The 25020-nt window shown below is 62.0% G+C and carries 23 protein-coding genes; 7 read left to right on the forward strand and 16 right to left on the reverse strand.

The genetic code is table 11. The features are described from left to right. The coding region (locus tag ACR9ZJ_RS06980) for an efflux RND transporter permease subunit (protein WP_481287306.1) at positions 1-678 on the forward strand (678 nt) is incomplete at its 5' end. 46 nt (positions 679-724) lie between these two features. After that, positions 725-1213: an AraC family transcriptional regulator gene (locus ACR9ZJ_RS06985; RefSeq protein WP_481287307.1), complete on the forward strand. Its 489-nt coding sequence runs from the start codon at positions 725-727 to the stop codon at positions 1211-1213. Between the two features lie 71 nt (positions 1214-1284). On the opposite strand, the gene ACR9ZJ_RS06990 is transcribed toward ACR9ZJ_RS06985, so the two are convergent. The 9 genes from ACR9ZJ_RS06990 to ACR9ZJ_RS07030 all read right to left on the reverse strand — a co-directional run bounded on the left by ACR9ZJ_RS06990 (position 1285) and on the right by ACR9ZJ_RS07030 (position 9797). Further along, a complete protein-coding gene (locus ACR9ZJ_RS06990; protein WP_481287308.1) occupies positions 1285-1728 on the reverse strand; it encodes an N-acetyltransferase family protein in 444 nt (147 codons plus the stop codon). 182 nt (positions 1729-1910) lie between these two features. Next, positions 1911-2369 carry a glycoside hydrolase family 68 protein gene (locus tag ACR9ZJ_RS06995; RefSeq protein ID WP_481287351.1) on the reverse strand — a complete coding sequence of 153 codons (459 nt, stop codon included), beginning with the start codon at positions 2367-2369 and terminating at the stop codon, positions 1911-1913. 122 nt (positions 2370-2491) lie between these two features. Next, complete coding sequence (locus ACR9ZJ_RS07000) at positions 2492-4600, reverse strand: peptidase domain-containing ABC transporter (RefSeq protein WP_481287309.1); 2109 nt, start codon at positions 4598-4600, stop codon at positions 2492-2494. Beyond that, positions 4597-5706 (reverse strand): hypothetical protein, encoded by a 1110-nt coding sequence (locus ACR9ZJ_RS07005; RefSeq protein ID WP_481287310.1) that lies wholly within the window; start codon positions 5704-5706, stop codon positions 4597-4599. Before ACR9ZJ_RS07005 ends, ACR9ZJ_RS07000 begins: the two co-directional genes overlap by 4 nt. A gap of 5 nt (positions 5707-5711) precedes the next feature. Continuing rightward, positions 5712-6908 carry an ABC transporter permease gene (locus ACR9ZJ_RS07010; protein WP_481287311.1) on the reverse strand — a complete coding sequence of 399 codons (1197 nt, stop codon included), beginning with the start codon at positions 6906-6908 and terminating at the stop codon, positions 5712-5714. Between the two features lie 8 nt (positions 6909-6916). Then, positions 6917-8224, reverse strand: a complete 1308-nt coding sequence (locus ACR9ZJ_RS07015) for an ABC transporter permease (protein WP_481287312.1) — start codon at positions 8222-8224, stop codon at positions 6917-6919. 79 nt (positions 8225-8303) lie between these two features. Further along, on the reverse strand, positions 8304-8471 hold the full coding sequence (locus ACR9ZJ_RS07020) for a hypothetical protein (protein WP_481287313.1): 168 nt from the start codon (positions 8469-8471) through the stop codon (positions 8304-8306). A gap of 11 nt (positions 8472-8482) precedes the next feature. Further along, the gene (locus tag ACR9ZJ_RS07025; protein WP_481287314.1) at positions 8483-8665 is read right to left on the reverse strand and encodes a hypothetical protein; all 183 of its coding nucleotides are present in this window, start codon (positions 8663-8665) and stop codon (positions 8483-8485) included. Between the two features lie 76 nt (positions 8666-8741). Next, the gene (locus tag ACR9ZJ_RS07030; protein ID WP_481287315.1) at positions 8742-9797 is read right to left on the reverse strand and encodes a radical SAM protein; all 1056 of its coding nucleotides are present in this window, start codon (positions 9795-9797) and stop codon (positions 8742-8744) included. Between ACR9ZJ_RS07030 and ACR9ZJ_RS07035 the strand changes: the two genes are divergently transcribed. Then, positions 9768-9965 (forward strand): hypothetical protein, encoded by a 198-nt coding sequence (locus ACR9ZJ_RS07035; RefSeq protein WP_481287353.1) that lies wholly within the window; start codon positions 9768-9770, stop codon positions 9963-9965. The genes ACR9ZJ_RS07030 and ACR9ZJ_RS07035 overlap by 30 nt on opposite strands. 493 nt (positions 9966-10458) lie before the next feature. Here the strand turns inward: ACR9ZJ_RS07035 and ACR9ZJ_RS07040 are convergent, their stop codons facing one another. The 5 genes from ACR9ZJ_RS07040 to ACR9ZJ_RS07060 form a co-directional block, all read right to left on the reverse strand. Continuing rightward, complete coding sequence (locus tag ACR9ZJ_RS07040; RefSeq protein WP_481287316.1) at positions 10459-12516, reverse strand: TonB-dependent copper receptor; 2058 nt, start codon at positions 12514-12516, stop codon at positions 10459-10461. 98 nt (positions 12517-12614) lie between these two features. Beyond that, positions 12615-13310, reverse strand: a complete 696-nt coding sequence (locus tag ACR9ZJ_RS07045) for an outer membrane protein (RefSeq protein ID WP_481287317.1) — start codon at positions 13308-13310, stop codon at positions 12615-12617. Between the two features lie 160 nt (positions 13311-13470). Then, positions 13471-14817 carry a lytic polysaccharide monooxygenase gene (locus ACR9ZJ_RS07050; RefSeq protein WP_481287318.1) on the reverse strand — a complete coding sequence of 449 codons (1347 nt, stop codon included), beginning with the start codon at positions 14815-14817 and terminating at the stop codon, positions 13471-13473. Between the two features lie 127 nt (positions 14818-14944). Then, positions 14945-15397 carry a response regulator gene (locus tag ACR9ZJ_RS07055; RefSeq protein ID WP_481287319.1) on the reverse strand — a complete coding sequence of 151 codons (453 nt, stop codon included), beginning with the start codon at positions 15395-15397 and terminating at the stop codon, positions 14945-14947. A gap of 105 nt (positions 15398-15502) precedes the next feature. Then, complete coding sequence (locus tag ACR9ZJ_RS07060; RefSeq protein ID WP_481287320.1) at positions 15503-19711, reverse strand: transporter substrate-binding domain-containing protein; 4209 nt, start codon at positions 19709-19711, stop codon at positions 15503-15505. 90 nt (positions 19712-19801) lie between these two features. On the opposite strand from ACR9ZJ_RS07060, the gene ACR9ZJ_RS07065 reads away from it, so the two are divergent. The 4 genes from ACR9ZJ_RS07065 (at position 19802) to ACR9ZJ_RS07080 (ending at position 21830) form a co-directional block, all read left to right on the forward strand. Continuing rightward, positions 19802-20428 carry a response regulator gene (locus ACR9ZJ_RS07065; RefSeq protein ID WP_481287352.1) on the forward strand — a complete coding sequence of 209 codons (627 nt, stop codon included), beginning with the start codon at positions 19802-19804 and terminating at the stop codon, positions 20426-20428. A 98-nt stretch (positions 20429-20526) separates the two neighbouring features. Next, positions 20527-20850 carry a hypothetical protein gene (locus tag ACR9ZJ_RS07070; protein ID WP_481287321.1) on the forward strand — a complete coding sequence of 108 codons (324 nt, stop codon included), beginning with the start codon at positions 20527-20529 and terminating at the stop codon, positions 20848-20850. Next, positions 20847-21122, forward strand: coding sequence for a hypothetical protein (locus ACR9ZJ_RS07075; protein WP_481287322.1), 276 nt, complete (start codon positions 20847-20849; stop codon positions 21120-21122). Before ACR9ZJ_RS07070 ends, ACR9ZJ_RS07075 begins: the two co-directional genes overlap by 4 nt. Positions 21123-21140: 18 nt before the next feature. Further along, complete coding sequence (locus ACR9ZJ_RS07080) at positions 21141-21830, forward strand: response regulator (RefSeq protein ID WP_481287323.1); 690 nt, start codon at positions 21141-21143, stop codon at positions 21828-21830. Here ACR9ZJ_RS07080 and ACR9ZJ_RS07085 read toward each other — a convergent pair. Both ACR9ZJ_RS07085 and ACR9ZJ_RS07090 read right to left on the reverse strand, forming a co-directional pair. Next, the gene (locus ACR9ZJ_RS07085) at positions 21817-22110 is read right to left on the reverse strand and encodes a hypothetical protein (RefSeq protein WP_481287324.1); all 294 of its coding nucleotides are present in this window, start codon (positions 22108-22110) and stop codon (positions 21817-21819) included. The genes ACR9ZJ_RS07080 and ACR9ZJ_RS07085 overlap by 14 nt on opposite strands. A gap of 44 nt (positions 22111-22154) precedes the next feature. Further along, positions 22155-24998 (reverse strand): ATP-binding protein, encoded by a 2844-nt coding sequence (locus tag ACR9ZJ_RS07090; RefSeq protein WP_481287325.1) that lies wholly within the window; start codon positions 24996-24998, stop codon positions 22155-22157. Between the last annotated feature and the right edge of the window lie 22 nt (positions 24999-25020).

Consider the following 25020-nt stretch of genomic DNA (forward strand, 5'->3'; position numbering starts at 1 on the left):
ACGGACATCGACACCGTCATCACGCGCGCCAGGTCGTATCTGTCCCGGCAATACCCGCGGGCGTACGCCGAGCCCAAACGCTTTTCGTTGGGGTCGACGGAGTCGGGCGCTGCCGTCTACCGGATCAGCGGTCCGGGCGAAGCCCAGCTTCGGGCCGTCAGTGCCAGGGTCGCCGCCGCGTTGCGAGCGCTGCCCGGCACGGTCGATGTCGTCGACAGTTGGGGCCCGCGTGTGCCGCGGTACCGTGTCGACATCGATCAACGAAAGCTTCACGCGGCGGGTTTGACCCGCGATGACGTCATGAAAGCGCTGCAAATGCGCTTCAGCGGAGCCGAGGTCACCGCGATCGACGACCATGGGACATCCGTACCGGTGATGATTCGCGACGATGTCGTCGAACGTGCGCCGGCGGCCGACCTCGGCGATACCTTGATCTATCCCGTCCAAGGCACAGCGGTGTCGCTCTCGTCCTTGGCCACGGTCACGCTGGACTCCGAGCCGGGGGTGCTGCAACGGCGAAACCTGACGAGATCCATCACCGTGACCGCGCGCAATCCCACCATGACGGCCGTGGCGCCCCTGGCCTGGCCAATGCCGGCCTTCTGGCTCTCGCCATCGCAGGTACCGGCGCCTTTATCTGGATGGAGTCCAGAGTGGCCTCTCCGCTTGTGCGTCTGACGTTGTTTCGCGACCGCGCGGTCTCGACCACGCAAGGAACACACTCATGAAAATAACGTATGAACCCGGCGATGTAACGATTCGCGAGGTCCCTCCGACGCCGGTTGCGATCTTCGAGCATCGCGGCGACCGGGAGCGACTACCGGAGACCATCGAGCGGTTCATCGCCTGGCGCAAAGCGGCTGGTTTATCGCCCTCGACGAGCCCGACCTTCAACATCTTCCGTTCCGAGCGCATACCCCCGAACCCAGCCGACTACAGCATGGACCTGTGCGTGGGGACCGATCGACTCATCGATGTGGACGACACGGACGTGAAGCCGGGTGTCATTCCCGGCGGACGTTGCGCAGTGCTGCGCGTCGTCCAGAATACGAACAACCTCGAACCCGCGGCGCTCTACCTTTATCGCGACTGGCTGCCGAACAGTGGCGAGGAAGCACGGGATTTTCCGATCTACTGCCAGCGTCATTTCTCGCTGCCTCCGCATGCGCCGGTACCCGAGATGGTCTGTGATCTCTACCTTCCGCTGAAATAGGTCGTCAATGCTTTCCAGGCACACGGGTTGCTGCGCCACATTGCGCGCCGTATCGAACGCATCCGGCGCTTCTACCGCTGGATAGGACACACATCGCAGGGGGATTCGAGCAGCAGGTAATCTTGAGCGCCATCGTTGCCTTCGCCTACCCGTGCGAACTGGTTCGCGTGGTAAAACGCGAGAGCCGTCGTATTGAGTCGCACACATTTGAGCTGATAGCGCGTGGTTGACCAGCCCGGCAAGGCCCGCAGGAGCGCCTGACCGATGCCGCGGCGGGCAAACTGCGGGTGGACGTGCAGGTGGTGGATGAAGTGGGTAGGCTCCCAAACGGAAATGAAACCCACGGGCCGGCCGCCGTCGAGCGCGACCAGCTGCCATTCACCAACGGTCTGGTTGTCGAAGTCGCTTAGTGCCAACGACGAGGACAGTTCCCAGCTGAATGTCGCCGCCCGAGACCGCAGAAAGAGCTCACGGAGGGCTGGCAAGTCTCCGGGGACAGCGGGGCGAATAATCATGACTTGGTCTGCTCTGTGTTTCGAATTGACGGCGTCACCCATCCGCTCGATGGGGGCGATGACAGATATGACCAAGCGTACGCGACTGAAGAAATGCTTTCATCTACGCCATGTTCTCGGCTCCCCACGTGCACAGCGGGGCGGTCCTGATACTTGGCGCCTCAAGGCTGCCGGGTTTGCTTCTACCTCGCTGCTGCAAAATCAGTATTCGCAAGGGCAATCACGTCGTCCCCGTCACGGAGGGCTGGTAGCCTTCGCAACGGGGGTCTTGTTCTTCTCAAAGCTTGTTGACGTCCGGATCTGCCCACGAACCCCATGACGCCATCCGGCCCGTCGACGCCTTCCGCATACGTGGAGCGGTGGGTGATGGTAAACGGGCAATACTTACCCTCGTGCATGTAGATCTGCGGACGTACCGTCTGGTCGGTGACGCAGTTCGCCGAGAGGATGGGTGGCAGGAACTTCCATTTGGTCAGCGGGCGGTTGGTGGCCACCGCCAGGCCGATGTTGGCCTTTTGGAACACTGCACCCGATGCATTGACAGTACCCGGGTCTTCCGCGGCCGGGTCACCGCCAACGTAGCCGAGGTCTTCTGCCGTGATCTTTACCTTCCGCTGAAATAGATCGTCAATGCCTTCCAGGCGGCGCTTCGCCGGCGCGCAAGGTCACGACACGCACTCCGTTGGTGGTGAGTCCGCAACGAGCGCGGCCGCATTCATCACTGCCGAACGCACGCGATCTCGGTCACCGGCTGGCTACACAATCACGCGGGTTGCTGCGCCACATTGCGCGCCGTATCGGACACATTCCGCTCGTTTACCGCTGGATAATCCAAGAGGATCACACGGTCTGCTGATGCTATCGTTTCCGGGCGGTGCGCCACCATCACCCGCGTCATGTTCAAGGCTGCGACATTACGACTGATCACGCGCTCGTTTACCACATCAAGATGGCTGGTGGCCTCGTCGAGCAGGAGAACTTGTGGGCTTCGATAGATGGCTCTTGCCAGGAGGATCCTCTGTTCTTGTCCCGCCGAAAGTGCGGATCCCATATCGCCGACCAATGTTTTATAGCCCATCGGGAAAGCCTGAACCTCCTCATCGATGGCTGCCAAGCGCGCGGCATGAACCATTCTCTCTTGATCGTGGTCCGCCTCGAAAAAGCAGATGTTGTCTTCAATTGAGCCGGAAAAGAGTCTATCGCTTTGGAGTACGGTGCCACAGACGGAACGAAATCCGCCGCGCCCAATGTCAGCGATATCGACGCCATCGTAAAGAATCCGTCCCTCTGTCGGCTCCAGAAACCCAAGGATAAGCTTAACGAGTGTCGTCTTTCCGACCCCTGATGGACCCGCCAAGGCCACGGATTCACCTGGCTCGATGGTTTCGTTGAAGTGGCGAAGGATCCATGATTCGTCGTCTGCGTATCTGAATCCGACATTCTCGAAACGAAGCGCGCCAATACATGTCGGAGAGAATCCCTTTCCAAGATCCTCCTTGGTCTGCTCTGTAATGTCACGCAGGCGATCCACATGGAGGTCGAGTAGCCGGAGCTCGATCAAATTGTCGACAAGCGCCGCCGCCTTGAGCAAGAACATCTCGACATAGGCCACGGCCGCCACGAATGCGCCAATGGTAAAGCTGCCGTCGAGCACTTCCCGCGCACCCAGAGCGATGATTCCGAGGCGACATAGCCCCATGATCGCTTCGTTCCCCGATCGCGCCATGGAACTGAGAAACTTGACGCGGATCATCTTGTTGAGCGTGAGCGTGAACAACGCCGTGAACCGGCTCGTTCGTCCGTCATGATCATTGAACAGCTTGACAGTGGCTATCCCTCTGACGGATTCGATCATAAGACTTTCTTGCCGTGCGCTGGCATTGAGCTGCTCCTGATTCGCCAGCATCAGCGGAGTATAGATGAACAATCGTATCGCCCCGTATACCAAGAGGGTGGATGATGCTAATAGCGTGAACCACCATGAATAAGCCGAGATAAGCGCCAGCGCGATTACTGAAGTTCCTCCATCGATGATCGAGGATATGATGTTCGTGGATAGTATCGACTGGATCGACTGGATCGACAGGTAACGAGACAGGACGTCACCTATGTTCCGCTTCTCGAAGTACGGCAGCGGTAACCTGAGCAGGTGGTGGAAGACATCGCTGCCCCAACGTCTGACAAAAGACGCGCTGACCGAGGCGATAGACCAGTCACGGGCTACGCTCAGGGCGGCTTTGAGCAGGATAGTGAAAGCAAAAAGTCCGCTCAGAAGATAAAGCAGGTTTACATCGCGTGTGCCAATTACCCGCTCAATTACCCACTGCAGCAGTAGTGGCCCGACAAGACCGGTAAGCTCCAGGCATACCGCTACCAGAAGGAGTAGCGCGCCGGCACCCACCAGAGAGCGCATGATATTTCGAACATCATTACCGAAACGCGGGGTCTTTTTGTGCGCAATAGCCTGGAAGTCCTCGCCCGGTTCGGCATCAATGGCGTAACCGGAGAACTGACGAGAGAATTCCACCGCGTCGATCTCGCATCGACCTTTTGCTGGGTCATGCACGATATAGCGACCGCGCTTGACGCTCTCGAATACGACAAAATGATCATGGCTCCAGTAAAGGATTAACGGCCGCCCGAATCGCTGCAGAACATTCGGTGGGCAGCGTATGACCCGTGCTTGCAGGCCGAGATCGTCTACGATAGCCGCCGTGCGACGAAGCGACATGCCCGATAACGAGGATGAATAGCGCGTGCGCATCCAGCTGAGATCGATACGGTGTCCGTAATACTGGCAAATCATCGTCGCGCACGCTAAGCCACATTCCGTGATCTCGGCTTGGAGGACGACCGGCAGTCGCTTCCTCATGCGTAAGATATCCCATTGATAGAACATGGAGAGCGGCGGCGAAGCTCGTGAACTCGATCGCGCAGATGTTCCAAGCGCCGTGCGATTTCGCTGTCCCACCGACCATCGAAGAATGGCGGAACGTCACGGAAGAGCCGATAGCCACTGGTCGCCGCAGCCTCGCGCCATGTCGTCCGTCCACGAAGGCGTTCGAGTTCTGCTCCCGCCCTGGCCGCATACTCGGCGTCCGAGAGGTACCCCGCGTACTCTTCTGTGCGTTGAAACAGCTCTGTGGCGCATGCCGCGTCTCCGCAGGTGAGTCTCAGAAGGGCGGCACGGAACAGAATCCTCACCATCACATGGTCCGGCATCACGTTAGCGGTGGGCGCCGGCAGACGCAGTAACTCAACGGCCAATTTCTCCGAAGGTTGGAAAGCGCCTTGCTGCATCGACCATACGGCCCTGTAGTACATGCCGGCAAGGCGCGTCCTGGCGTCAGTGAACCAGGCGCGGTTCGACAATCCGGCGTTGACCATGACCATATCGCCGTGTTGGGTGCCAGCGATGATCTGTTGCTCGGCATACAACGGATGTTCCTTTCGGCCAAAAAGTCGTTCAATGCGCCGGAAGTGGCGAGTCAACTCGTCTGTGCTGGAGATGGCTAGGTAAAAATGTTCGCCGGCGAAGACGCTGGCGGCGAAACGCCGGTCGCTTTCGCTGCCTATGTTGACGCCATCGAGAGTCACCCTGCCGTGGATTGCCAGGCGTCGCAAGACAGCGAGCTTCTTCGCTGAACCTTCGACATCGCCGTCGATGCGATCAAGCCGCGCCAGGTTCACCCAGGGTTGCACGACCTCGTCCATGGCACGCTCTGCGACCGCGTGCCGGATCTGGTCGATGCACTCACGGCGCGCGGCAACGGTCCCGAGCGTCAGTAGCGTCAACAGCGAGAAATTGTTCTGTACGGATGAAAACTCACTTGAAGCGATTTGTCCGCCCCTCACAGCAATAGCAGCCGCTTTCTCGATCAGCGTATCCAGCCAAGACAGTATGGGCTTGCGGGGTGTGCGGCCGGTATCGACGAGCGAGTCGGCGGTAATGAGCCTGCGAAGATCGATAGTCGCCATGGGCGTTATCCCAGAAGCGACGCCGGATCTCGGTGGACCGTTCGTCGTAGGGTGAGGAAAACCGCTGAAAAACTTACAAGTAACATCCCTACAACTGTTGCGAGTACAAGAGAGGACGGCAACCTGGCAAGACCATATCGTTCCGCCAGCTGTACGTTCATGCCGATGGCCATGATCGTGCCAAGTACCACGCCGCTACCTGTCACAAAGAAGTTCTCGCAGGCAAAGAAAAAGACAATGTCGCGCCGCATGGCGCCAAGCGCTCGCATGATGCCGATCTGCCGGAGACGACGATGCACGAGGAAATGAGTGAGGGCGGCCAGTCCGCAGGCCAGCATCGCAAGCAATATCCCGGTGATGACGAGCAGCAGCCGCGTGACTGCCATGTCGGAGGCGAAGTACTCCCGCCGCTTCTGCGGAAGAGTGAAGACATCGGCCTGCACATGTCCCGGATTGTGCATTTCCATGGACGACGCCGCTTGGGACAAGGCGTGATCCAACCTCCCCTTGCGAGCGCGAATGGTAAAGGCACCCCCTACGTTTTCCTGCTCGATGCGTATCTCACTAACAATGCCTTCGTCGTCCGTTGGTGCCCCTGTCAACTGCGACCGGAGGTGGCGAACGACACCAATCACTCGCATTGGGTTTCCATCCGAGTACAGGACCTTACCCAGAGCGCCACTATCGGGAAACAGGTGCCGGGAGAGGCTTTCAGTCACGAGTACAGGAAGAATGCTCGAATCCGTCAGGGAATCCGCTGGAGGCGGGTCATTTTCGCTGAGGGAACGTCCCTGCGTTACGTCGACGCCGAGGGTATGCGCAAGGCCCTGACTTCCCTGGAAGAGGTAGGCGGTGGTTGACGTGGAATGACCGTCGGCACTTCGGCGAACGTCGATCGTGGACGTATTCATTAATGGAGGCGCGCCATACGCGGCTGATTCCACATCGGGAATTTCGCGCAGAAGCTCAAGGTTCTGTGCTGCAGTCGAAGGATTGGGTGCCCCGATCACACCGATGCTCCGGATGACACCGATGTCGGCTTCATCTATGCCAGTTGACGTTCTCCACCGGGTTTGGGTGGCGGCGACGACGGCCATGGCATTGATGATAACCGCAGTCAAGACAGCGACTTCTAACAACAGTAGGACGTGGATGAACTTCTGCCGCCGAAGCATGGCAAGAATGGTGGGAATGATGTCCAAGAATCGGTTCATAGCGTCTTGATCAATTGAGCCGGCGCTACCCGAGAGGACCGGAGGGCAGGGTAGAGGCCAACGGCGAACATGACGGTAATCGCCACGGCGACGGATTGTGAAAGTGCAGCGACGTCGACGTGTATTCCTTCCATCAGGGTAGGGGATTGCTGTTGGATCATCCGGAAGCCCAGCCAGGTCAACGGCATAGAAAGAATGCCGCCGGCGAGACCGGCAATGCCGGCTTCGAACAAGCACTGCAGGAAGATGTCCTTACGGGTAGCGCCGAGCGCGCGGCGAATGGCCAGTTCGGAACCGTAACGTGAGAACTTTGCCACGAGTAAACCGATTGCGCTGATCATACAGATAAGAAAAACCCCGGCACCAATCACGGCTTGCATGCGAACGGTTGGCGGTACAACGTGATTGACTTCCACCCAACGCCGCACGTTACTAAGCATCGGCTTAGCGTTGACTTGGAAACGTCCGGACGCCATCTGGCTGCTGACATAGGCCTGCAGGTTTTCCTGAAAGTGGGCGGCGGCGTTAGGTTCCGTGAGGCTTACCCAATATTGCACCCAAGTACAATTCGGAGACGTGGGGTGTTCACCGGACTGCCCGCTGGCCGGCCAGCAGTGAGTAGGGCCAAAGCCGTAGTCCTGCGGAAGATCCATCCAGGTTCTGAACGGCATGTAGAGGTCTTCCGCATTCGAGAACGGCCCGCTGCCGAGGTCGTAAAAATGCGGTTTCGGATTAAAATCGTCGACGATGCCAATGACCCTGAAGGTACGCGTCGCGATCTGCATTTCCCTTCCGACACTGTTCTTTCCGGCGAAGATTCGTTCATTGGCCACCCGCGACAGAACCACCACCGGTGCACGATCGTTATCATCGGCGGCGGTCCAGCCTCGGCCCGCAAGGAAATGGAGGCCAAAGAGGCTAAAGAAGCGCCAAGTCGTCGCCCGCGTGTGGGTCATCCGCAGTGGGGAGTCATCGCCTTCGCGTTTCGCCGGGAGACGATTGGCACTCATCATGGCGGCGGCAGGAGAGGACGGTAGTTGGTATAGCGCCTCTGCGTCCTGGAGGGTCAGATCAGCGGGCATCATGGGATCCCGTGCTATCACATCTGCTGGGCGAGGTTCTATCTGAGGGTGGAAGATGGTATCGCTGAGCCCAGGTAGCGGGTCCCCGCCAAGTCGCTCTACGAGTGCGATCGCCGAGAACGGCGCGCTGATACCCAAAGCGACGGCGATCACCATGAACGCCGACATGAACGGATGTCTGCGGGTGCCATGCCATGCGGACTCAAGGGAATAGCCAAGCATATAAAACTCTCTCACGGAACTTCAGAACGGTGCCGCCGAAGCGGCACCGGGACTTAAGGGCTAGTGGCCCTTGTCCATGTCACTGACAGGAGTCCTTGTTATGGCAGAACACTCCCGACACGGCTTCGGCGCTGGGGCCGCCGATCGACGACTGTATGCCGCCGCTCAGGCGGGAAATCTGCTCTGCGTCGACGATGTCGAACAAGCCATCTTCGTCATAAACAAAAAGCTTCGATTCGGTGCTCATCCTGGTTTTCCTTATTTGCAGTTCTTGTCATTGGAGCAGGCGAATCCTGAAACGACCAGTCCTTCCCCAGCACCCGCCATGGATGCCTGGATGCCGCCGCTCAGGTCGTACGGGGATGCATCGTCCTGGATGTCGAAGAGGCCATCTTCGTCATAAACGAACACGATGCCGTGTCCTGTCGATCCATTACTCATCTTCCATTCTCCGAGGTTGCACAATGATTGACGCGCGTTTCCTCGCGCGAGACCGATCGTCCATGAAACCGTGACGTCATCCGTACGAGTGAGCCGGGCAACCGAGCTCTTCAGGGTTGCGGCTAAGGTGACCGCGAAGCCAAAAGTTCATGCGCTCATCGTCGATCTGCACGCGACCGTCTTCGAGAAGGCGGCCTACGTCGTTACCTTTGCTATTGAGGGCGACGGTGCACTTGCCGAGCCTGCCGTCCGCTCTGATCATGAGGTGATTGGGCTTGGCCGCATAACAGATATAACCGAATTGGTGATCGTCTCCGCTCGAAGACTTGGGCTCTGCCAAAGCGGCGGACTTGAGCTTGATGTCCGTGACCTTAATCGCACTTTCGAAAATGTTGCCGACGCCGTTGGAGACGGCAAAACCAGCCTTTACGAGCCGCTCCTCAATGCGCAGGGAGATGCGGTGAGCGTCCGCCATCGAAATGGTCTGCATTTCCTTCGCATTGAGATTGGTTCCGCCGAGATCGGATATATGGCGAACGTAGACGCTATACCTTGGGTCGCCACCAAATTGGTCTACGATTTTCTCTGTCAGTTCGTACAACCCCTGCTCATTTCCCGGCATGATGTGAAGCCGAAGGATGGTCTCAAATGCCAGGTCAGAGGAATGAGCGGAAACGAGGTTCGCCCAGATTTCCCTGAATGTTCCAGATCCATTCGCGTACCGACGCGAGCGGTTATGAGCTTCCTCGTCACCATCCAGGGATATCTGGAAGTTGCGTTGCCGGCGGGAAACCAGGGTTTCCAATGTTGAAGAGTCCAGAAGGAAGGCATTGGTAGTGAGGCCGCCCTCGAACTCCTCTAAATCTCCGCGTTCATAGAAGCCATAGGCGTAGTCAGCAAGCTCGTGGACGATGTCCTTGGCGACCAAGGGTTCGCCACCAAACCACTCGAACTGCAGTGACTTCAATCCCGCGTTCTCGACGCGCCGTTTTATCAAGTTCTTGATGCCATCGACCACAGGGCGCTTCATCTTGCCTATGGCGAAATCTTCATAACAGTAAGTACAGCGGAAATTACAACGCTCCGTTGGGAGGATCGTAAGGTGAAGGTGCCTGTTTCCATCGTGCCGCATGACATCCCCTTGTCAGTTCAACCAATGAAGTACACGTACGCCACGACGACGCAGGTGGCGATAGAGACGGCACAAAGGATCGTTACCAGCACCGCCGAAGGCGGGGGCGTGACGTCATCTGCTTTATTTACCGAGCGGGCGTCAGGCCATCGCATGGCGGTGCCCTGACTGGTTTCTCGCCAGGCGGCGGGGCCTGAGGATCCAGTCCTTTCTCCTGAGCTGCATCCTTGCCTCCTTCGACGGATTTGCGAGGTGGTTGATTTATATATACCAGCCTAGTTCATAGAATCCATAGCAAGGTTTTACGATTTATCGACCCCAAGGACACATCGCATGGATACGCAGGGAGCCTCGATTCTGCTGTCGTCCCTCATCTGGACGCGCACAGACCTGGCATTTGTCCGGATGTCTCGTCGGATAGGCAGAGAAGGGGGCGCAAATTATTGCGAAATGTAGGAATTGCCCTACAACAGGAAGCGCTGTCCGCTGACATTGCCCATCCACTCGGCCGGGTGTGTCGATGCGTGTTGTCGCGGAAGCCGTCGGCCGTTAAACCTCTTCCGGTAACATCGATCGCACTCGGCTTGCGGCGGGGACGGCATAAAGAGATACCACGCGTCCATTGCAAGCGACGAACGTTACGTTGGAACTCTCCGCGGGATCAGATATCGAGGCCCAGCTTTAGCCAGCCGGTGCGGCCCGGCTCGTTGACCCGCAAGGTGTTGACGTAGCCGGGCAGGCCTGCGTTGGCGGCGTTGACGTGCTCGGCGTAGGTCTTGTCGAACAGGTTGTCGATACCCGCGCTCAGCGTGAGACCGCGACCCAGCCGATAGCCGGCATTGAGCGAGAATACGCCGAAGCCGGTGCTGGGTCCGAGGTCCTGCCCTGCGACGTTGCCTTCGCCTGGCGCCACGCGGCGCTGCGTCGAGGCGAGACGCCACAGCGCGCCCGCGGACCATTTGCCGGTGTCGTAGGTCAGGCCAAGCCGTGTTTCCAGCGGGGGCATCTGCGGCAGTGGCCGATGTTCGTTGTCGTTGACACCCCAGGCATAGGCCAATGTGGCGTCCAAAGTCCAGCGCGGCGTGAGCGTGTAGGCCAGCCCCGCCTCGCCGCCGGCGATGCGCGCGCGCACGTTCGCGGCGTGTCTACCGCCCGTTCCCGGGCCAGGACGAAACAGGATGAAATCGTTCACCACGCCCGCGTACCCGGATACCCAGGCTTCCAGGCGCGTGCTCCGGTACTGCAGGCCCACGTCCAGCTGCGTGGTCTTCTCCGGGCGCAACCCGGCGAACGACGCCACCGTCTTGTTCGCGTGCCGCCCGAACAGTTCCCAGTAATCCGGAAACCGCAGCACGTGACCGATACCGGCGTAGAAGGTGGCCGGCGTCGCGGACAGGTCGTGCTCGTAACGCAGAAACCCGGAGGGAAGCGTCGCCGTGCGGCCTGCGTTCGCCACGGCCTTGCCGCCTGTTTCGACGGAAAGCCCGTAGCCGTCAGCCGATGCGCGATCCACGCGCACGCCGGCGATGGCACGCTCGCCTTGTGCAAGGGTCCATTGGGCTTCGCCGAATCCGCCAACGCTGCGCAGCCGGGCATCTCGCTTGCTTGGCTGCATGCGGTAATCACCCGTGCCGCTGCCAGGCGGACCACCCTTGCGCGTGGTATGCGTATTCGTCGAACCGTCGAATCCCGCGACCACGCGCCAGGCATCTGACCACAGCCATGTGCCGGCCACGCGGCCGCCCACGATGCGCCGGTCCACATCGCTGACCCTCGGCGTCGTGCCGCGCGTGTCCGACCGACGCAGCGTGTAGTTGTCCATCACGTGGTCGGTGTAGTTGTAGTAGGCCTGTGCTTCGAGTTTGTCGAAGTGCTGGCCAAGATGCCGGCGTTCGAATTTCAGCTCGGCGCTTTCGCGCAGGAACTGCGCGCCATCCATGCCGCCGGAAGCGTAGGCCGCATGGCCATCGCCCCTGCCGGTGGACAGTTCCAGGCGGGTATCGTCGTCCGGCGTCCAGCCGAACGCGACATCGGCGTTCCAGCGGTCGTAGGCCGAATGCACGCGGTGGCCGTCGCCATCGCGATAATCCTGCGCATGCGTGTGGTTGGCGCGCACGTGCACGTAGCCATCCGGTGTACCGGCGCGTGCATCCATCATCCGGTCGTTGCGACCGGCCGAGCCGAAAAGCAGACCTCCCTGGACGTTTGCCGAAGGCGAGGCATAGCGAAAGAGCTCACGCTCGAACAATACCGTGCCGGCGGAATTGCCGGGGCCGTGGCGCACCGTCTGCGGCCCCTTGATCACCGTGACCTTGTCGAACAGCTCCGGCGAGATATACGCGGTGGGGGGATCCATGCGCGACCCGCAGCCGCCGCCGATCTGTCCACCGTCGATCAACACATGGAGTCGCGAGCCGGCCATGCCACGCAGCATCGGGTCGCCGTTGCTGCCGCCTTTGCGGATGCTGGCGAAGCCGGGAATGCTCTTGAGGAAATCCGCGCCGTCGCTGGCCGGCACCGGTTGGTGCGGCGCCTTGGGATCGGTCACGACCATGAGCGGGTCCGTCTGCATCGGCGCGGTGACCACGACCGGCGTCAATGTGTGCGATTCGTCGGCGGCACGCGCGACCGACGTCGCGCCGCAGGCCGCGAGCACGACGACCGCACAGGTGCCGATGGGGCGCGTCCGGACGCACCTTGGCAGGAAGGTGGAAGACATGACGGATCCTCTGGAATGCGAAGTGGCGCCGGCAGGCTGACAAAGAAGAACGGGCGCCTGAGCGCCCGTCTTCGCAAAGCCGATGAGGCGGCGGACGATCAGAAGCGGTATTCGGCGTTCACCGAGACGATGCCGGTCGAGCGCTTGAGGCCCTTGCCGGTTTCGCCGGTGACGGTGTTCTTGATCTTGCCGGCGTTGGCGTGGAAGTAGTCGTAATGCACGCCCAGGCTCACCTGCTCGCTGATATCCCAGCCGGTGCCGACACCGGCGTACCAGCTGCCGCGGCCCGAACGACCGCCGCTGCGCAGGCCCAGGTTCTGGCCCATGCTGTTGTTGTAGCTATGGTCGTTGTCGTTGGCGCGGAAGTAGCCGCCGTGGAGGCTGTAGTACCAGTTCGGCGTCAGGTTCATGCGGAAGTTCGCGCCAGCCATCCAGCCATGCAGGGCATTGGTGGTGCTGCGCTGGTTGACGCCATGCGAATTGAAGACGTTCTTCACGCGGAAATTGCCGAGGTCGGTGTAGCCGACTTCCGCGCCCACGGCATACGTCTCGCCGATGTTCCAGCGGTAACCGCCGAGCACGCCGTAACCGGTGCGACGACCCTTTTCGCCCTTCAGGAAATTGAAACCGGACTTGTTGCTGCCGAAGCCGCCGGTATCGCTACCGTTGGTGCGGCCGGCATTGGCGCTGACGAACCAGTTGCCGCTGCCGACCGCCTGGTCGTTCTTGGCGAAGGCAGGAGCGGCGGCGATGCCGGCCGTGACGAACGCGAGAGCAAGCATGGACTTCTTCATGGTGAGTACCCTTGGTTGTTTTATAGGAGTGATGAAGCTTTGTTTTGTGGCGCTCATGTCAGGCATGGCGCATCTGCGATCTGGCGAGGATGAGTATCCTCAAAGGAGGGGGCGGGTTTGACTGGAAAATTCCAGTCGTTCCCGCCGCTGGAGCGGAGGATCAATCGGCGCGCACCCACGCGCGCTGGCTTTCGTCGGCAGGTGCGGCGTTGCCGCCCGGCGCGTACGGCCAGGTAAACGGATCGCGGTTAGGCATGATGTTGCACCAGCCGGTCTGCGGCCACGGCTTGCACTTCCACAGGTTTCCGTCGAGGCCGACGACGACGTCGCCCGCCTTGTATTTGCCAAGGCCATCCGGCCACGTCAGGTGATTCGGATCCGGAATCGGATCGGGGCCCGGACCCGGATCGTCGGCAGGGATGACGCTCATCGCGCTGCTCGATCCATTGTTCTTCAGCCACACCTTGTTCGCATAGATCTGCGCGGTGTCGAACCGAACCGCGTCGTCGACACGCACGCCCACCTGCACCTGCCCGAAGTACGAGCGGTTGACCTGCTCGCCCAATTGCGCAGCCCACTGCTGCACGTTCCGGTTCTGCGCGGTGATCGGCAGCTTCACGTCGACAACCTCGCTGCCCGAGGCGTTTCCGCCCATGACACGGAAGCGCACCTGCTCGCCCGGCACCGGCTTTATCGCCTCGTCGACGAAAGGCTTTTCTTCCACCCACGGGAACGGCGGCGGCGGCGCGTCGCTCTGCTGGATGGTGACGTCGCTGCAGTTGAAGAAACCTTCATTACCCATATCGCGGCGTTGCCAGATGCTGTACACCATCGCGTCGCCCGACCGGTTGGCCGGAAACGGCACGCGGTAACGGTAGACGGCGGGATAAACGCTGCGATCCGGTTGCGGGGCTTCGCCCTGGTAGATCAGGTCCAGGTCTTCCCAATGCAGCTCGCGATCCGGCGACCAGCCCGGCTTGGTGAGAAACACGCGAAGGAACGACGGGTTATGCGGCGCGGTGGCGTCCCAGGTCAGGTCGATGAAGCCGTTGGCAGGGGTCAGCATGGTCTTGGCCCAGCCGCGCGACTGCGGTACGTCCAGGCCGCGCTTGCGCGGGTCGCCGCCCGCGCACAGCAGGCCATTGGGCACGGCGCGCTGCACCGAGGCCAGGTCTTCATAGTTCGGCGGATTGGCGGCCACTTCGTTGTGTTGCTGGAAGGGATACACGCCCGCCTGCTGACCACCGGTTTCGGCGGCCGTCAGATAGGCCGCGCGGCAGCCAGGGTTGGGGATCTTCGAGCCATCGGCCGCCGACCAGAAGCCGCCGTCCTTGTAGCACTGGTACTGGCGTGCGATCGGCTTGGAGGTCATGCCATGGGCATGCACCGCGGTCACAGCCAGTTGCGCCACCACGCCGATCAACAGCGAGCAGCCTAGTGCAAACCTGGCCTGTTGGCCGGGCGAGCAAGACGGGGCGCGCCACGTCCCTCGAGATACGTGATTCACTGATTACTCCTTACATTGAAATAAAGCCACGCCCGGCGACAACGCTTCGCGCCGCCGGCAAACGCCGCCAGTAGGTCAATCGATCCGGCGATGCCGAAACCGAGACATCAATCGCGCGACCGGCGCCTCAGCAGAAGGCGAACTGCATTTCCGAAGACCGCGCACGCCCGCTCCCGGGGAGAGAGCCGTATCGCACGTATGCGGGGAAATAGACGCCTCCCTGCAGCACGATGCGCGCCGCTACCGTCAACTCTCCTAGAAGGGCCGCCTTGTGCACGAGTCCTGACGCACCCACCCTTCCGACACGTTGCGCGATCCTCGGCATGCTGGCCGACGAGATGGCCAGAATCGGCCGGTCGAAACCGTCTTTGCGCATGCGACGAATCAGTTCCAGGCCGTCCGAATCCGACCTGTCGATGTCGATGACGACCAGATCCGGAGTGCGGGCGTAGACGTGCGCGAGGGCGGTGAGGCCGTCGGTGCACATGCTGACGACCCGATACTGGCCGGTGTACTCGAGCAAGACCTTCATCATCTCGAGATAAGTGGGGTGGTTAGCCGCCATGACGATCGTGGACATGACTCATCTCCTGAATAGGAGTGAGATAATGTTGCATCGCATCAGGCCGACCTACTGGAATATTCCAGCAATACGCCAGGGTATGGTGACCGTTCAGGGTACGGTTCAGCGCGACGCTTGCAGCTCGTGCAACAACTGCTCCACGCCGGCAAGGAAGGCTTCCAACTCTTCCGCATGCTCCTGCATGCCATGCCGAATGAGGGCTGCGCGCAGGTTTTCCCCTCGATTGGCCAGGGCGCCGGGGCCGAATATCTTGCTGGCGCCGCCGATGCGATGGATACCGTCTGCCGTCGCGGCCGTGTCGCCGCGGGCGATGGCTGCGCGAAGTTTGCCGAGGTCGTCCCTGGTCGTCAGAACGAAGCCGTCGACCAGCGCCGACAGGTCGGCGTGCCCGCCGAACAAGGTGGTCAGTGCCGTGGGCTGACTGGGTGCCACGGGCATCCAACGCGAAAGGTTTTTCTGCAGTTGCGCCAACGAGGCAGGCTTGACGAGCAAGCCATCCATGCCGGCGTCCGCGCAGCGCTCGGCCTCGTCGGGAAGGGCACTGGCGGTCAAGGCAAGGATGGGCAGACGCTTTGCTCCAGACTCCTGCGCACGGATATGCCTGGCCAGGGCATAGCCATCCATCTCGGGCATGGCGCAATCGGTGATAAGCAACGCTATGTCGCGATCGTCCAGCACCTTCAGTGCCTCGCGGCCATTGGGCACCACCATGCTTGCGTAGCCGAGTCGTTCCAGCTGCTGCTGGATGAGCGTGCGATTGATCGGGTGGTCTTCCGCCACGAGGATCAGGCCAGGGTGCCGTGTTTCCGGTCGTCGATCCGGTCCGGCGGAAACCGGCGGCGCAAGTCCGAGCAGATGGAGGCAGGCGGCCTGCACCGCCGTCGACATCAGGGGATTGCGACTGAGCAGGCAGGTACCTTCGGCTTCGATGACATAACCCAGGGGGCTGGGCTCGTCGGTCACGACGACCACGGGCGTTCGGGACTCCTCGGAGTCGAGCCACATTTCGTCGACGAAACGTATGTCGGCCGTGTCGTCGGGTACGACGCGCATGCCCAGCGACAGCAGGAGTTCCCCCAACGCAGCCGCACCCTGGGCGTCCGGCCACTCGATGCGCGCGCGTTTGCCATCCAGCACACCCGAGCGCGCGAGACGGTGTATGGGAAAGGCCAATTCAACGATCACGCGCGTTCCGACGCCTGGCTCGCTTTCGAGACGGATCGATCCATCCATCAGGGCGACCAGCCTCTGGCATATCGTCAGCCCCAGGCCGGTACCGCCGAAGCGACGCGCGATCGAGGCATCCGCCTGCGCGAAGGGCTCGAACAAACCGAGCCGCTGGTCGTCCGTCATGCCGATGCCGGTGTCGTGCACCGTCAGCCGGATTCGCTGATGGGCCGCGTCGGTGTCGAGCGCCATCATGTCGACGCCGATCTCGCCCGCCTCGGTGAACTTGATGGCGTTGCTCAGCAGGTTGAAAAGAATCTGGCGCAGGCGCATCCCATCGGCATCCAGCTCGGCGGCGATGCGCGCGTCCACGACATTGCGCACATGGAGGCCCTTGTCGTGGGCAAGCGTGACCGCCACGCCGCACACGCTGTCGAGCAAGGCGCGCAGATCGACGGGCTCATGGACGATTTCCATCTGCCCCGCGTCGATCTTGGAGAAGTCCAGCACATCGTTGAGGATCTGCATCAGCGCCGTGGCGGATTCGTCGATCATGCGCAGCATGCGCTGCTGCTCGTGATTGAGAGGTCCGTCGCGCAAAAGCTCTAGCATGCCGATCACCCCGTTCATGGGGGTGCGGATCTCGTGACTCATGGTGGCAAGGAAACTGGCCTTCGCGGCCGCCGCGGTTTCGGCCTCTTCCTTAGCGGCGGCAAGCAAGCGCGCTTGCTCCCTGTCGTCCGTCACATCCACCCATACACCGCTCCAGAAGATGGTGCCATCGTCTTCGGCCTGGGGCGTCGCGTCGGAGTGGATCCAGCGCTCGCGATCATGCGCGGCGATGCGGAAATCGATGGAGATCGGTTCCAGCACGCGCGCGGAGTGTTCCACGGCCGCGGCAAGCATGGCCTGATCGTCGGGATGCACCCGCGCGAAGGCGGTCCGTTCGTCAGCCTCCATGACCGGGGCATCGAGCTCCCACATGGCCTGTGTGTTGCCGCCGACATAGGGAAAGCTCAGTCTGCCGTCCGTCGCGCGGCGAAGCTCGAAAACCACGGCGGGAAGTTGTCTCGTCACGCGCTTCAGGCGTTGGTCGAGCACGCTTGCGCGGCGCTCCGCCAGGCGGATCGAGGTGACATCGACCAGCGTGACCAGCAGGCCGCCGGGCAGCCCGCTGGCCAGCCGGAAAGGATGGATCCAGTAGAGCCAGTACCGCTCGCCGCGTTCGTCATCCGCGAGGTGAAGCTCGGCGTGGTAGGGCTGCTGGGTGCGCTGCGCCTCCTCGCTCATCGCATGGAAACGCCGGTTCCACTCCGTATCGAACTGCGCGGTTTCCAGGGTGGTCTTGCCGATCAGCATGTCGCGCGGGGTGCCGAACGCGGATTCGTAGGCGCGATTGACCGCCAGGTAGCGGTTGGCGTCGTCCTTGGCGGCGACAGGATAGGGCAGGGATTCCATCAGCGCTTCGCGGAATCGCGACTGGTCGGCCAGTTCCTGTTCCGCGCTCAGGCGTTGGCGGACTTCGCGACGCAGACGGAAGTGGGCAGTGAGAATGACGCCCAGCACGGTGACCACGCCCAGTGTCGCCAGGAGGGTCGCTTTCCAGAAGGTGCGCCATGCCAGCCCCGGGGTGTAGCGAGACCACAGCCAGGTGCTGCGGATGCGCTGCTCTTCCTTTTCCGGAATGGCGGCGATGGCCTGATCGATCAGCGGCACCAACCGCGCGTACCGCGCATGGATGGCGATGCTTTGTGCCGTGGTGATGTTGGCCGGCGAGGCGATCTTCAGTTCGCCGGGAAAATGGTTGCGGATATCGAAGTCCGCGACGGCGGCGTTTCCGACGTATGCATCCGCCTCGCCCGCGGCCACCATCCTCATGGCTTCGCGCCCGCTCGACGCCACGACGACGGTGGCGCCCGGGATAAGATCCGGCGACACACCCGAGAGTTCGTTGGGGTCGGAAATCAGGACGCGGCGGCCGGCCAGGTCCTCGATGCCCTGCGGCGAGGCTTGCGGGCGGGTGACGATGACGTCCGAGAACGTGATGAAGGGGTGGGTGTGAACCATCTCCCGATGCCCCTCGGGAAGGGCATTGACCGGGACGATGACATCCAGCTGGCCGGATCGCGCCAGGGCGAGCGTCTGCTCCCACGAGTCGGTGGGCACGACGGTGAAGCGGATCCCGAGTGCCGCCGAGATATGGTCGAGGTAATCGGCGACGATGCCGTCGGGCTGGCCATGGGCATCGACGTAGGCGATCGGCGCCCAGTCGGGATCGATCCCCAGTTTCAGTGGGGGGAGTGTCGCCAGCCACTGGCGATCCCCGGGTGTCAGCGTCACGCCGCCGCCGGGCCACCCGTCGCTCATGCCCTGGCTGAGCCAGCGCGATCGCAATTGCCCCGCTTCCGCCGGCGTCAGGCGACGTAGGGCCGCGTTCAGCGCCTCCAGCAAGGGCAGGCGATCCTTCGGGACGGCGAAATGAAGCGAGCGATTGGTGATACGAGTCTGGGTATAGATGCCCAGGCGGGTGTCCTTGTCGTTGCCGATGGCGAAGGCGACGGCGTAGGGATCGCCCAGGTACACGTCCGCCTGGCCATGCTCCACTCGCCGCAAACCTTCCCTGGTGCCATCCACGGGAATGCCGGTGGCCGTGGGCAACCAATGGCGCAGCCAGTCTTCCGCCGCGGTGTCCTTGTCGTAGGCGATGCGCGAGGAAGCCAGGCTGTTCTCGTTATGGTGTCGCGGATCGTCCTTGCGCGCCGCGATCACGGGCAGGGCGTTGATGTACGGCTCGCTGAAGGCCATGCAAGTGGTCTTGGATGGCGTGATGCGCACGTTCAGTACGACATCGACCTCGCCTCGACATACGGCGTCGAACAATGCGGGCTTGCTGGCGTACGTCCTCGGATGCAGCACGACGCCTTGACCCCGGAGCAGGGCGGCGAGGTAGTCGACACTCAGCCCGCTTAGCTGGCCGTTGCGGTAGAAATGATAGGGCGCCCAGTCATCGCTCAGGATGCCCACGGTCAGGCTAGGATGCGCCCTGAACCAGGCCAGGCGATCCGCGTCGGTGGCAGCGGCGGCGCCGTGGCAGATGATGCAGAACCCGATGCCGAGCAGGACATGGCGCCACCATCGATACATGCATAGTCTCGCTACGCCGCCGGGCCGGCGGCTCGGTTAGTATCCTACCCTGCAATCATCGTTGGGGCTGATTTCATGACCTTGCGCGTCGTGCTTGCGGACGACCATCCCATTGTCCTGCTCGGAAGCCGCATGCTCATAGAGCAGGGCGGCCTGGAAATCGTTGGCGAGGCGCGCAATTCGCAGGAGTTGATGCTGATCCTCGCCGCCACGCCCTGCGACGTGCTGGTGACCGATTTCGCCATGCCCCATGAGGGGCATCTGGATGGATCGGCCATGCTGGGCATGATCCGCCGTAAGTACCCGGAGCTGCCGATCGTGGTGCTGACCAATATCGCCAACGCGGGAATCCTGCGCGCCCTCCTCGGGCAGGGCGTGCTCGGCGTCGTGGAAAAGGGCGCGGAAATGAGTGAATTGCCGGCGGCCATCCGGGCCGTCAGGAAGGGCATGACGTATATAAGCAACAAGCTGCAGCGCGAACTGGCCGAGCAGGGCCTCACGTCGGAGGAAGGCCGGCAGGCGGCGCGCCTCACCGCCCGCGAACTCGAAGTGGTGCGCCTGCTGGCCAGCGGCAACTCGCCTGCGGAAGTCGCCGGGATGCTACAGCGAACGGTCAAGACGGTCAGCTGGACCAAGATTTCGGCCAAGCGCAAGCTGGGCCTGAAGAGCGACGCCGAGCTATACGAGTACATCATTAATCAAGGGCTTAACGCGTAAAGCCGGCCCCGGCGGCCAAGTCGAGAATATTCCAGTAGGTATCGCCTGAACGCCACGCCATGCTCTCTCTACAAGGGGGAGAACATGGAGGAGCCGCCATGCGATACAACGATCTACTTCTCGTGTACGACCTGCTCGGCATAGTCATCTCGCGTGGAAAGCTCCATGCCGGGCATGACCTCACGACCCGTCATTATGCGCGGCGCGACGTGCTGTCGTGCATGTGCATGCTCTGGCGCGAGCACCTCATTTCGGCACCGGAGGTCGAGGTCCACGACCGGGCGTGCACCATCAGCTTCACCGATGGGGCCAACGAAGCGGGGACGATCCTTCATCGCCTCTTGCGCCATGCGCTTCTGCCTGACCGCAACGAACAGCAGCACCCGGACCCCGGACTGCCAGAGCCAGGGAAGGGCGCGTGACCGATATCGAACTGATCTACGACATTCTTTACGCGGTGGCGATGCATGCCCCGCTTCGAGCGACGGACTACGACGCCGGTTCGGGTTTCACCGAAAGGCAGGTGCTGGATGCCTTCGACTTGCTTCACAGCCACGGCTTGATCTTCTCGAAGCCCGTCATGGGGGACGAACCCGGCGACGTAGTTGACCACTACGTCACGGGCCTTACCCCGAACGGCAAATGTATTCGCCAGGTGCTCCTGCAAACCCCGCTGGCGTTTTTTACTGGATAAACGCGGAGTTATGAAAACATGTTGATGCAAACTACCCCGACGGCGGTGCGCGTCTGCCCGCCGCATGCGATGCCGACCGTCGTACTGGCGGACGATCATGCGCTGATCCGCTACGGCATGAAGATGGCGCTGGAATCCGGCGGCCTCGCCCGCGTCGTCGGGGAGGCGAGCGGTCCGGCCGAACTGTTCGGCTTGCTTGCGCAGGTCGACTGCGATGTGCTGGTCACGGACTTCGCCATGCCGGACGAGCAGAATCGCGATGGCCTTTCGCTGATCGAACGACTGGCCAGGTTTCATCCGAACGTGCCCGTGATCGTGATTACCGCGTTGCGGAACGCGGGTCTGCTGAAGACGCTTCTCGATCTCGGCGTCAAGGGACTGGTCGCCAAGGGCGGCGGAGTGAATGAACTGACCCTGGCGTTCCAGGCGGTAAGCAGGGGCAGGGATTACGTGTGCACGCCCCTCAAGGCGCTGCTCCTCGAGGCCTCGGCGGCACCCCGGCTCAAGGCGGCCCTCACGCGGGCGGAGATCGAGGTGCTGCGCCTTTTTGCGCACGACGGACTGACCTCGCAACAGATTGCCGAACGCCTGAATCGCAGCCGCAAGACCATCAGCCGGCATAAATGCAACGCGCTGGCCAAGCTGGGACTCAGCACCGACCAGGAATTGCTGGACTACTGCCGCCGGGTGGATCTCAGCGTGGGATAAGCCCTTTCGACAACGAGTGAATGAGGTAGTAGTTGCGGGAAGCGCCGGCGATCAGGGAGGCATGGACCACGCCTTCGCGCTTGAGGTGCCCCACCAGATTCAGGACGCGCAGGTGCGGCATGCCGCATGAGGCAGCCACCTCCATGGAGGTGATCGCCCGATCCGCACGCGCGATGCACGAAAGCATGTGTTCCAGCGCCTTCCGGCGCCCGTCGATGTCACTGGCTGGAAGATGCCGGTCCTTTACCAAGGCGAACTCCGTCTCGAATGTATGCGGCATGGACTGTAGCCGAGGTCCATGCACCGATGCCGCCTGGACTTGTCTCATTCGATGGTTTTCGGCGACAGCGTCACACGAAGCACATCCATGAGGCGGTCGACCTCCTGTGCCGCATCGTCCACGCCGTCGTCCAGCACATCCTCGAGGACCTCGGCCGCCTCGGCCAACCGGTCCAATCCAAACCATCGCGCGCACCCGAGAAGGCGATGAGCGGCCGACTTCGCGTCGGCCAGGTCACGACGTTCCAGCGCGGCATTCAACGCGTGTGCGTCCCGCCGCAAGGTGTCGTGGAGCTCTTCGAGCAACGGTCCATCGAGTGGCGCCATGGCGTAAGCGGGCGAGTTCGCCTGCGGCACGATGCCATCGAGCAATTCCGACAGCCGCTCCCGGCTCACCGGCTTGGTAAGCACTTCGTCCGCACCCGCGTCAAGGCAGAGCTGGCGCTGGGACAGCGTGACATTCGCCGTGAGCACCACCAGTCGGGCACGGCCGAGCGAAGGACGCTCATGCTCGCGCTGACGGATCCGCCGGATCAGTTCCTCGCCGCCCATGACGGGCATGGCGCAATCCGTGACAATCAACTGATAACGTTTTTCCTCGACGCGTTGCAGCGCTTCGATGCCGTTGCTCGCAAGGTCGCATTGCGCCACGCCTACCGAGGCCATCTGTCGAAGCAGCAACTCCTGGTTCAGGGGCTGGTCCTCCACGATCAGGGCAGACATCTGACGTTGCGGCCCGACCATGCCTGCCGCTTGCGCCACTTCCCTGGCCGCCTGCCGGTCGAGGACATCCTGGGTCAGCATCGCGTGCGCGCGCACCACGTCGCGCCACAGGACGGGGGATACACCCATCGATAACGCACCTTCCGGGGTGCCTTTCGCACCAGGAGTGTGACTGCGTGTCAGGTTGACGATCACCATGGCCCGCTCTACGTCCAGCATGGCCAGTTCCGTGTCCCTGAAGATCAGCAACGGCTCCGCGCTCGCGGTCTTGAGTTCGCCCGCGGTGCGAATCGTTACGCCGAGCGCGGCTAGGTGATGGCCGATGGCCTCCCGGACGAGCGGGTCGCTGATCGACAGCCAGGCTTCGCGGCGCACATCCGCACCCGCCGGTATCGGCACAGGTTCCATCGGAATCGTTATCGCGATCTTCGCTCCCTCGCCAAGGGCACTGTCCAGGCGGATCGAACCTCCCATGCTTTCGGCGATCTGGCGGCAGATGGCAAGTCCGAGGCCCGTTCCGCCATAACGCCGCGACGTGGATGTATCGGCCTGGCTGAACGGGTGGAACAGGCGCGCCTGCTGCTCGGGAGAGATGCCGATACCCGAGTCCTCCACGATAATCGTCACTCTCTGCAACGCGCCCTGCATGCCGCCGTCCTCCGCGCGAACGACGACGGCACCGCTATCGGTGAACTTCATGGCGTTGCTGACGACGTTCGTCAGCATCTGGCCGATGCGGTGCCCGTCGCCGCGATGCTGCAAGCCGATGCGCGCGTCCACGACAACGTCGAAACGTAATCCCTTGCGCTGGGCCTCGTGGGCAAAAAGGCCAACGACATCGTCGATCACCTCGCGAATGCCCATCGGCGCCACGTCCAGACGCAGCTCACCGTCCTGATGCCGGGCGAAGTCCAGGATGTCGTTGAGGATGCGCATCAGGCTCGATGCCGCACCCCGTGCCATGTCCAGCAGATGCCGGTCGTCGGGCTGCATGTGTTCGCGGTGCATGAGGTCGAGTACACCGATGACGCCACTCATCGGCGTGCGGATTTCATGACTCATGGTGGCCAGGAAGGCATCCTTCACGCGCGACGCTTCCTCCGCGTCGGCAGTGGCCCGCGCAAGGCGCTCGGTTTGCATGCGCAACGCCCGTTCGCTGCGCCTGCGTTGCTTCACCTCGGCGCGAACATAATGCAATGCGATGCCGAGGGCCGCGATGAAGACAAGAACGACTGCCGCGATCGGCCCCAGTACGTGCCAGAGAGTCTGCTTCGACACGCCGTACTGGACGCGCGTGGACATCCAGGTGTTCTGGATGCGCTCCTTTTCGCCGGGCGGAATGGCCGCCAGGGTCTTGTCCATCAACCCCGCGAGCCGGTGATAGCGCGCGGCAACCGCGAAGTGCAGAGACTGTTGGTGTCCGGTCGGCATGGCGATGCGGAGGACGCCGGCGTATTCCTTGCGCATGAGCGGATCGAGCACACCCAGGTTGCCCACCGTCGCAAAGGCGTCCCCGCGAGCGACAGCCCGCAAGCCTTCCCGGTCGGTTTCGACGGGAACGACCTGGAACCGGTTGAGGGTCCCGGAGAAATAGCCACCGAAATCCTCGCCCCGGGTGATGGCCAGGCGCTTCCCCCACAGATCGTCCATCCGTCTGACGGGAGCGGCGTCGTCCCTCGTGACCACCACGGTCGGATAGGTCACATAGGAAGTGGTGAGCGTATACGGTACGGCGAAGGCCGATCCCGGCTCCGCCGCGGCGACGATGTCGGCTTGCCCGCTGTCGGCGAGTTTCATGGCCTCCTGCCACGAAGCGCTGGGCAGAAGTTCGAACCTGACATGCAGCGCGGCTTCGAAATAGGCCAGATAGTCGGCCGTGAGACCGGCCAGCTGCCCGCGATCGTCGAGAAACGACAAGGGAGCCCATTCGGGGTCGTATGCGATGCGCAGCGGCGGCAGGCTTGCGAGATAGGCACGGTCGTCCGCTGACAGCCCGACATCCAGGGCGTAGGCAGCCTGGCGATGACGACCGATCGGCGATGGATACGTCGCTGACGCCGCATTCTGCGCGGTGGCCGGAAGTACAGGGAAGACCGGCAGCGCGACCATCGACCACGCGATAAGGAAGCGCACGGCGCGACTCGCGTAGCGGCGACCGATCGACATGCTGCGGCAGGTTCCTGGCATG

The sequence above is a fragment of the Luteibacter sp. KNZ12-1A genome, assembly GCF_056755675.1.

What these genes read in the sequence shown, in the direction of transcription:
- ACR9ZJ_RS06985 (WP_481287307.1), top strand. Translation starts at nt 725, where the DNA reads ATGAAAATAACGTATGAACCCGGCGATGTAACGATTCGCGAGGTCCCT.
- ACR9ZJ_RS06990 (WP_481287308.1), bottom strand. Translation starts at nt 1,728, where the DNA reads ATGATTATTCGCCCCGCTGTCCCCGGAGACTTGCCAGCCCTCCGTGAG.
- ACR9ZJ_RS07000 (WP_481287309.1), bottom strand. Translation starts at nt 4,600, where the DNA reads ATGAGGAAGCGACTGCCGGTCGTCCTCCAAGCCGAGATCACGGAATGT.
- ACR9ZJ_RS07005 (WP_481287310.1), bottom strand. Translation starts at nt 5,706, where the DNA reads ATGGCGACTATCGATCTTCGCAGGCTCATTACCGCCGACTCGCTCGTC.
- ACR9ZJ_RS07015 (WP_481287312.1), bottom strand. Translation starts at nt 8,224, where the DNA reads ATGCTTGGCTATTCCCTTGAGTCCGCATGGCATGGCACCCGCAGACAT.
- ACR9ZJ_RS07020 (WP_481287313.1), bottom strand. Translation starts at nt 8,471, where the DNA reads ATGAGCACCGAATCGAAGCTTTTTGTTTATGACGAAGATGGCTTGTTC.
- ACR9ZJ_RS07025 (WP_481287314.1), bottom strand. Translation starts at nt 8,665, where the DNA reads ATGAGTAATGGATCGACAGGACACGGCATCGTGTTCGTTTATGACGAA.
- ACR9ZJ_RS07030 (WP_481287315.1), bottom strand. Translation starts at nt 9,797, where the DNA reads ATGCGGCACGATGGAAACAGGCACCTTCACCTTACGATCCTCCCAACG.
- ACR9ZJ_RS07040 (WP_481287316.1), bottom strand. Translation starts at nt 12,516, where the DNA reads ATGTCTTCCACCTTCCTGCCAAGGTGCGTCCGGACGCGCCCCATCGGC.
- ACR9ZJ_RS07045 (WP_481287317.1), bottom strand. Translation starts at nt 13,310, where the DNA reads ATGAAGAAGTCCATGCTTGCTCTCGCGTTCGTCACGGCCGGCATCGCC.
- ACR9ZJ_RS07055 (WP_481287319.1), bottom strand. Translation starts at nt 15,397, where the DNA reads ATGTCCACGATCGTCATGGCGGCTAACCACCCCACTTATCTCGAGATG.
- ACR9ZJ_RS07060 (WP_481287320.1), bottom strand. Translation starts at nt 19,711, where the DNA reads ATGTATCGATGGTGGCGCCATGTCCTGCTCGGCATCGGGTTCTGCATC.
- ACR9ZJ_RS07070 (WP_481287321.1), top strand. Translation starts at nt 20,527, where the DNA reads ATGCGATACAACGATCTACTTCTCGTGTACGACCTGCTCGGCATAGTC.
- ACR9ZJ_RS07080 (WP_481287323.1), top strand. Translation starts at nt 21,141, where the DNA reads ATGTTGATGCAAACTACCCCGACGGCGGTGCGCGTCTGCCCGCCGCAT.
- ACR9ZJ_RS07085 (WP_481287324.1), bottom strand. Translation starts at nt 22,110, where the DNA reads ATGCCGCATACATTCGAGACGGAGTTCGCCTTGGTAAAGGACCGGCAT.
- ACR9ZJ_RS07090 (WP_481287325.1), bottom strand. Translation starts at nt 24,998, where the DNA reads ATGTCGATCGGTCGCCGCTACGCGAGTCGCGCCGTGCGCTTCCTTATC.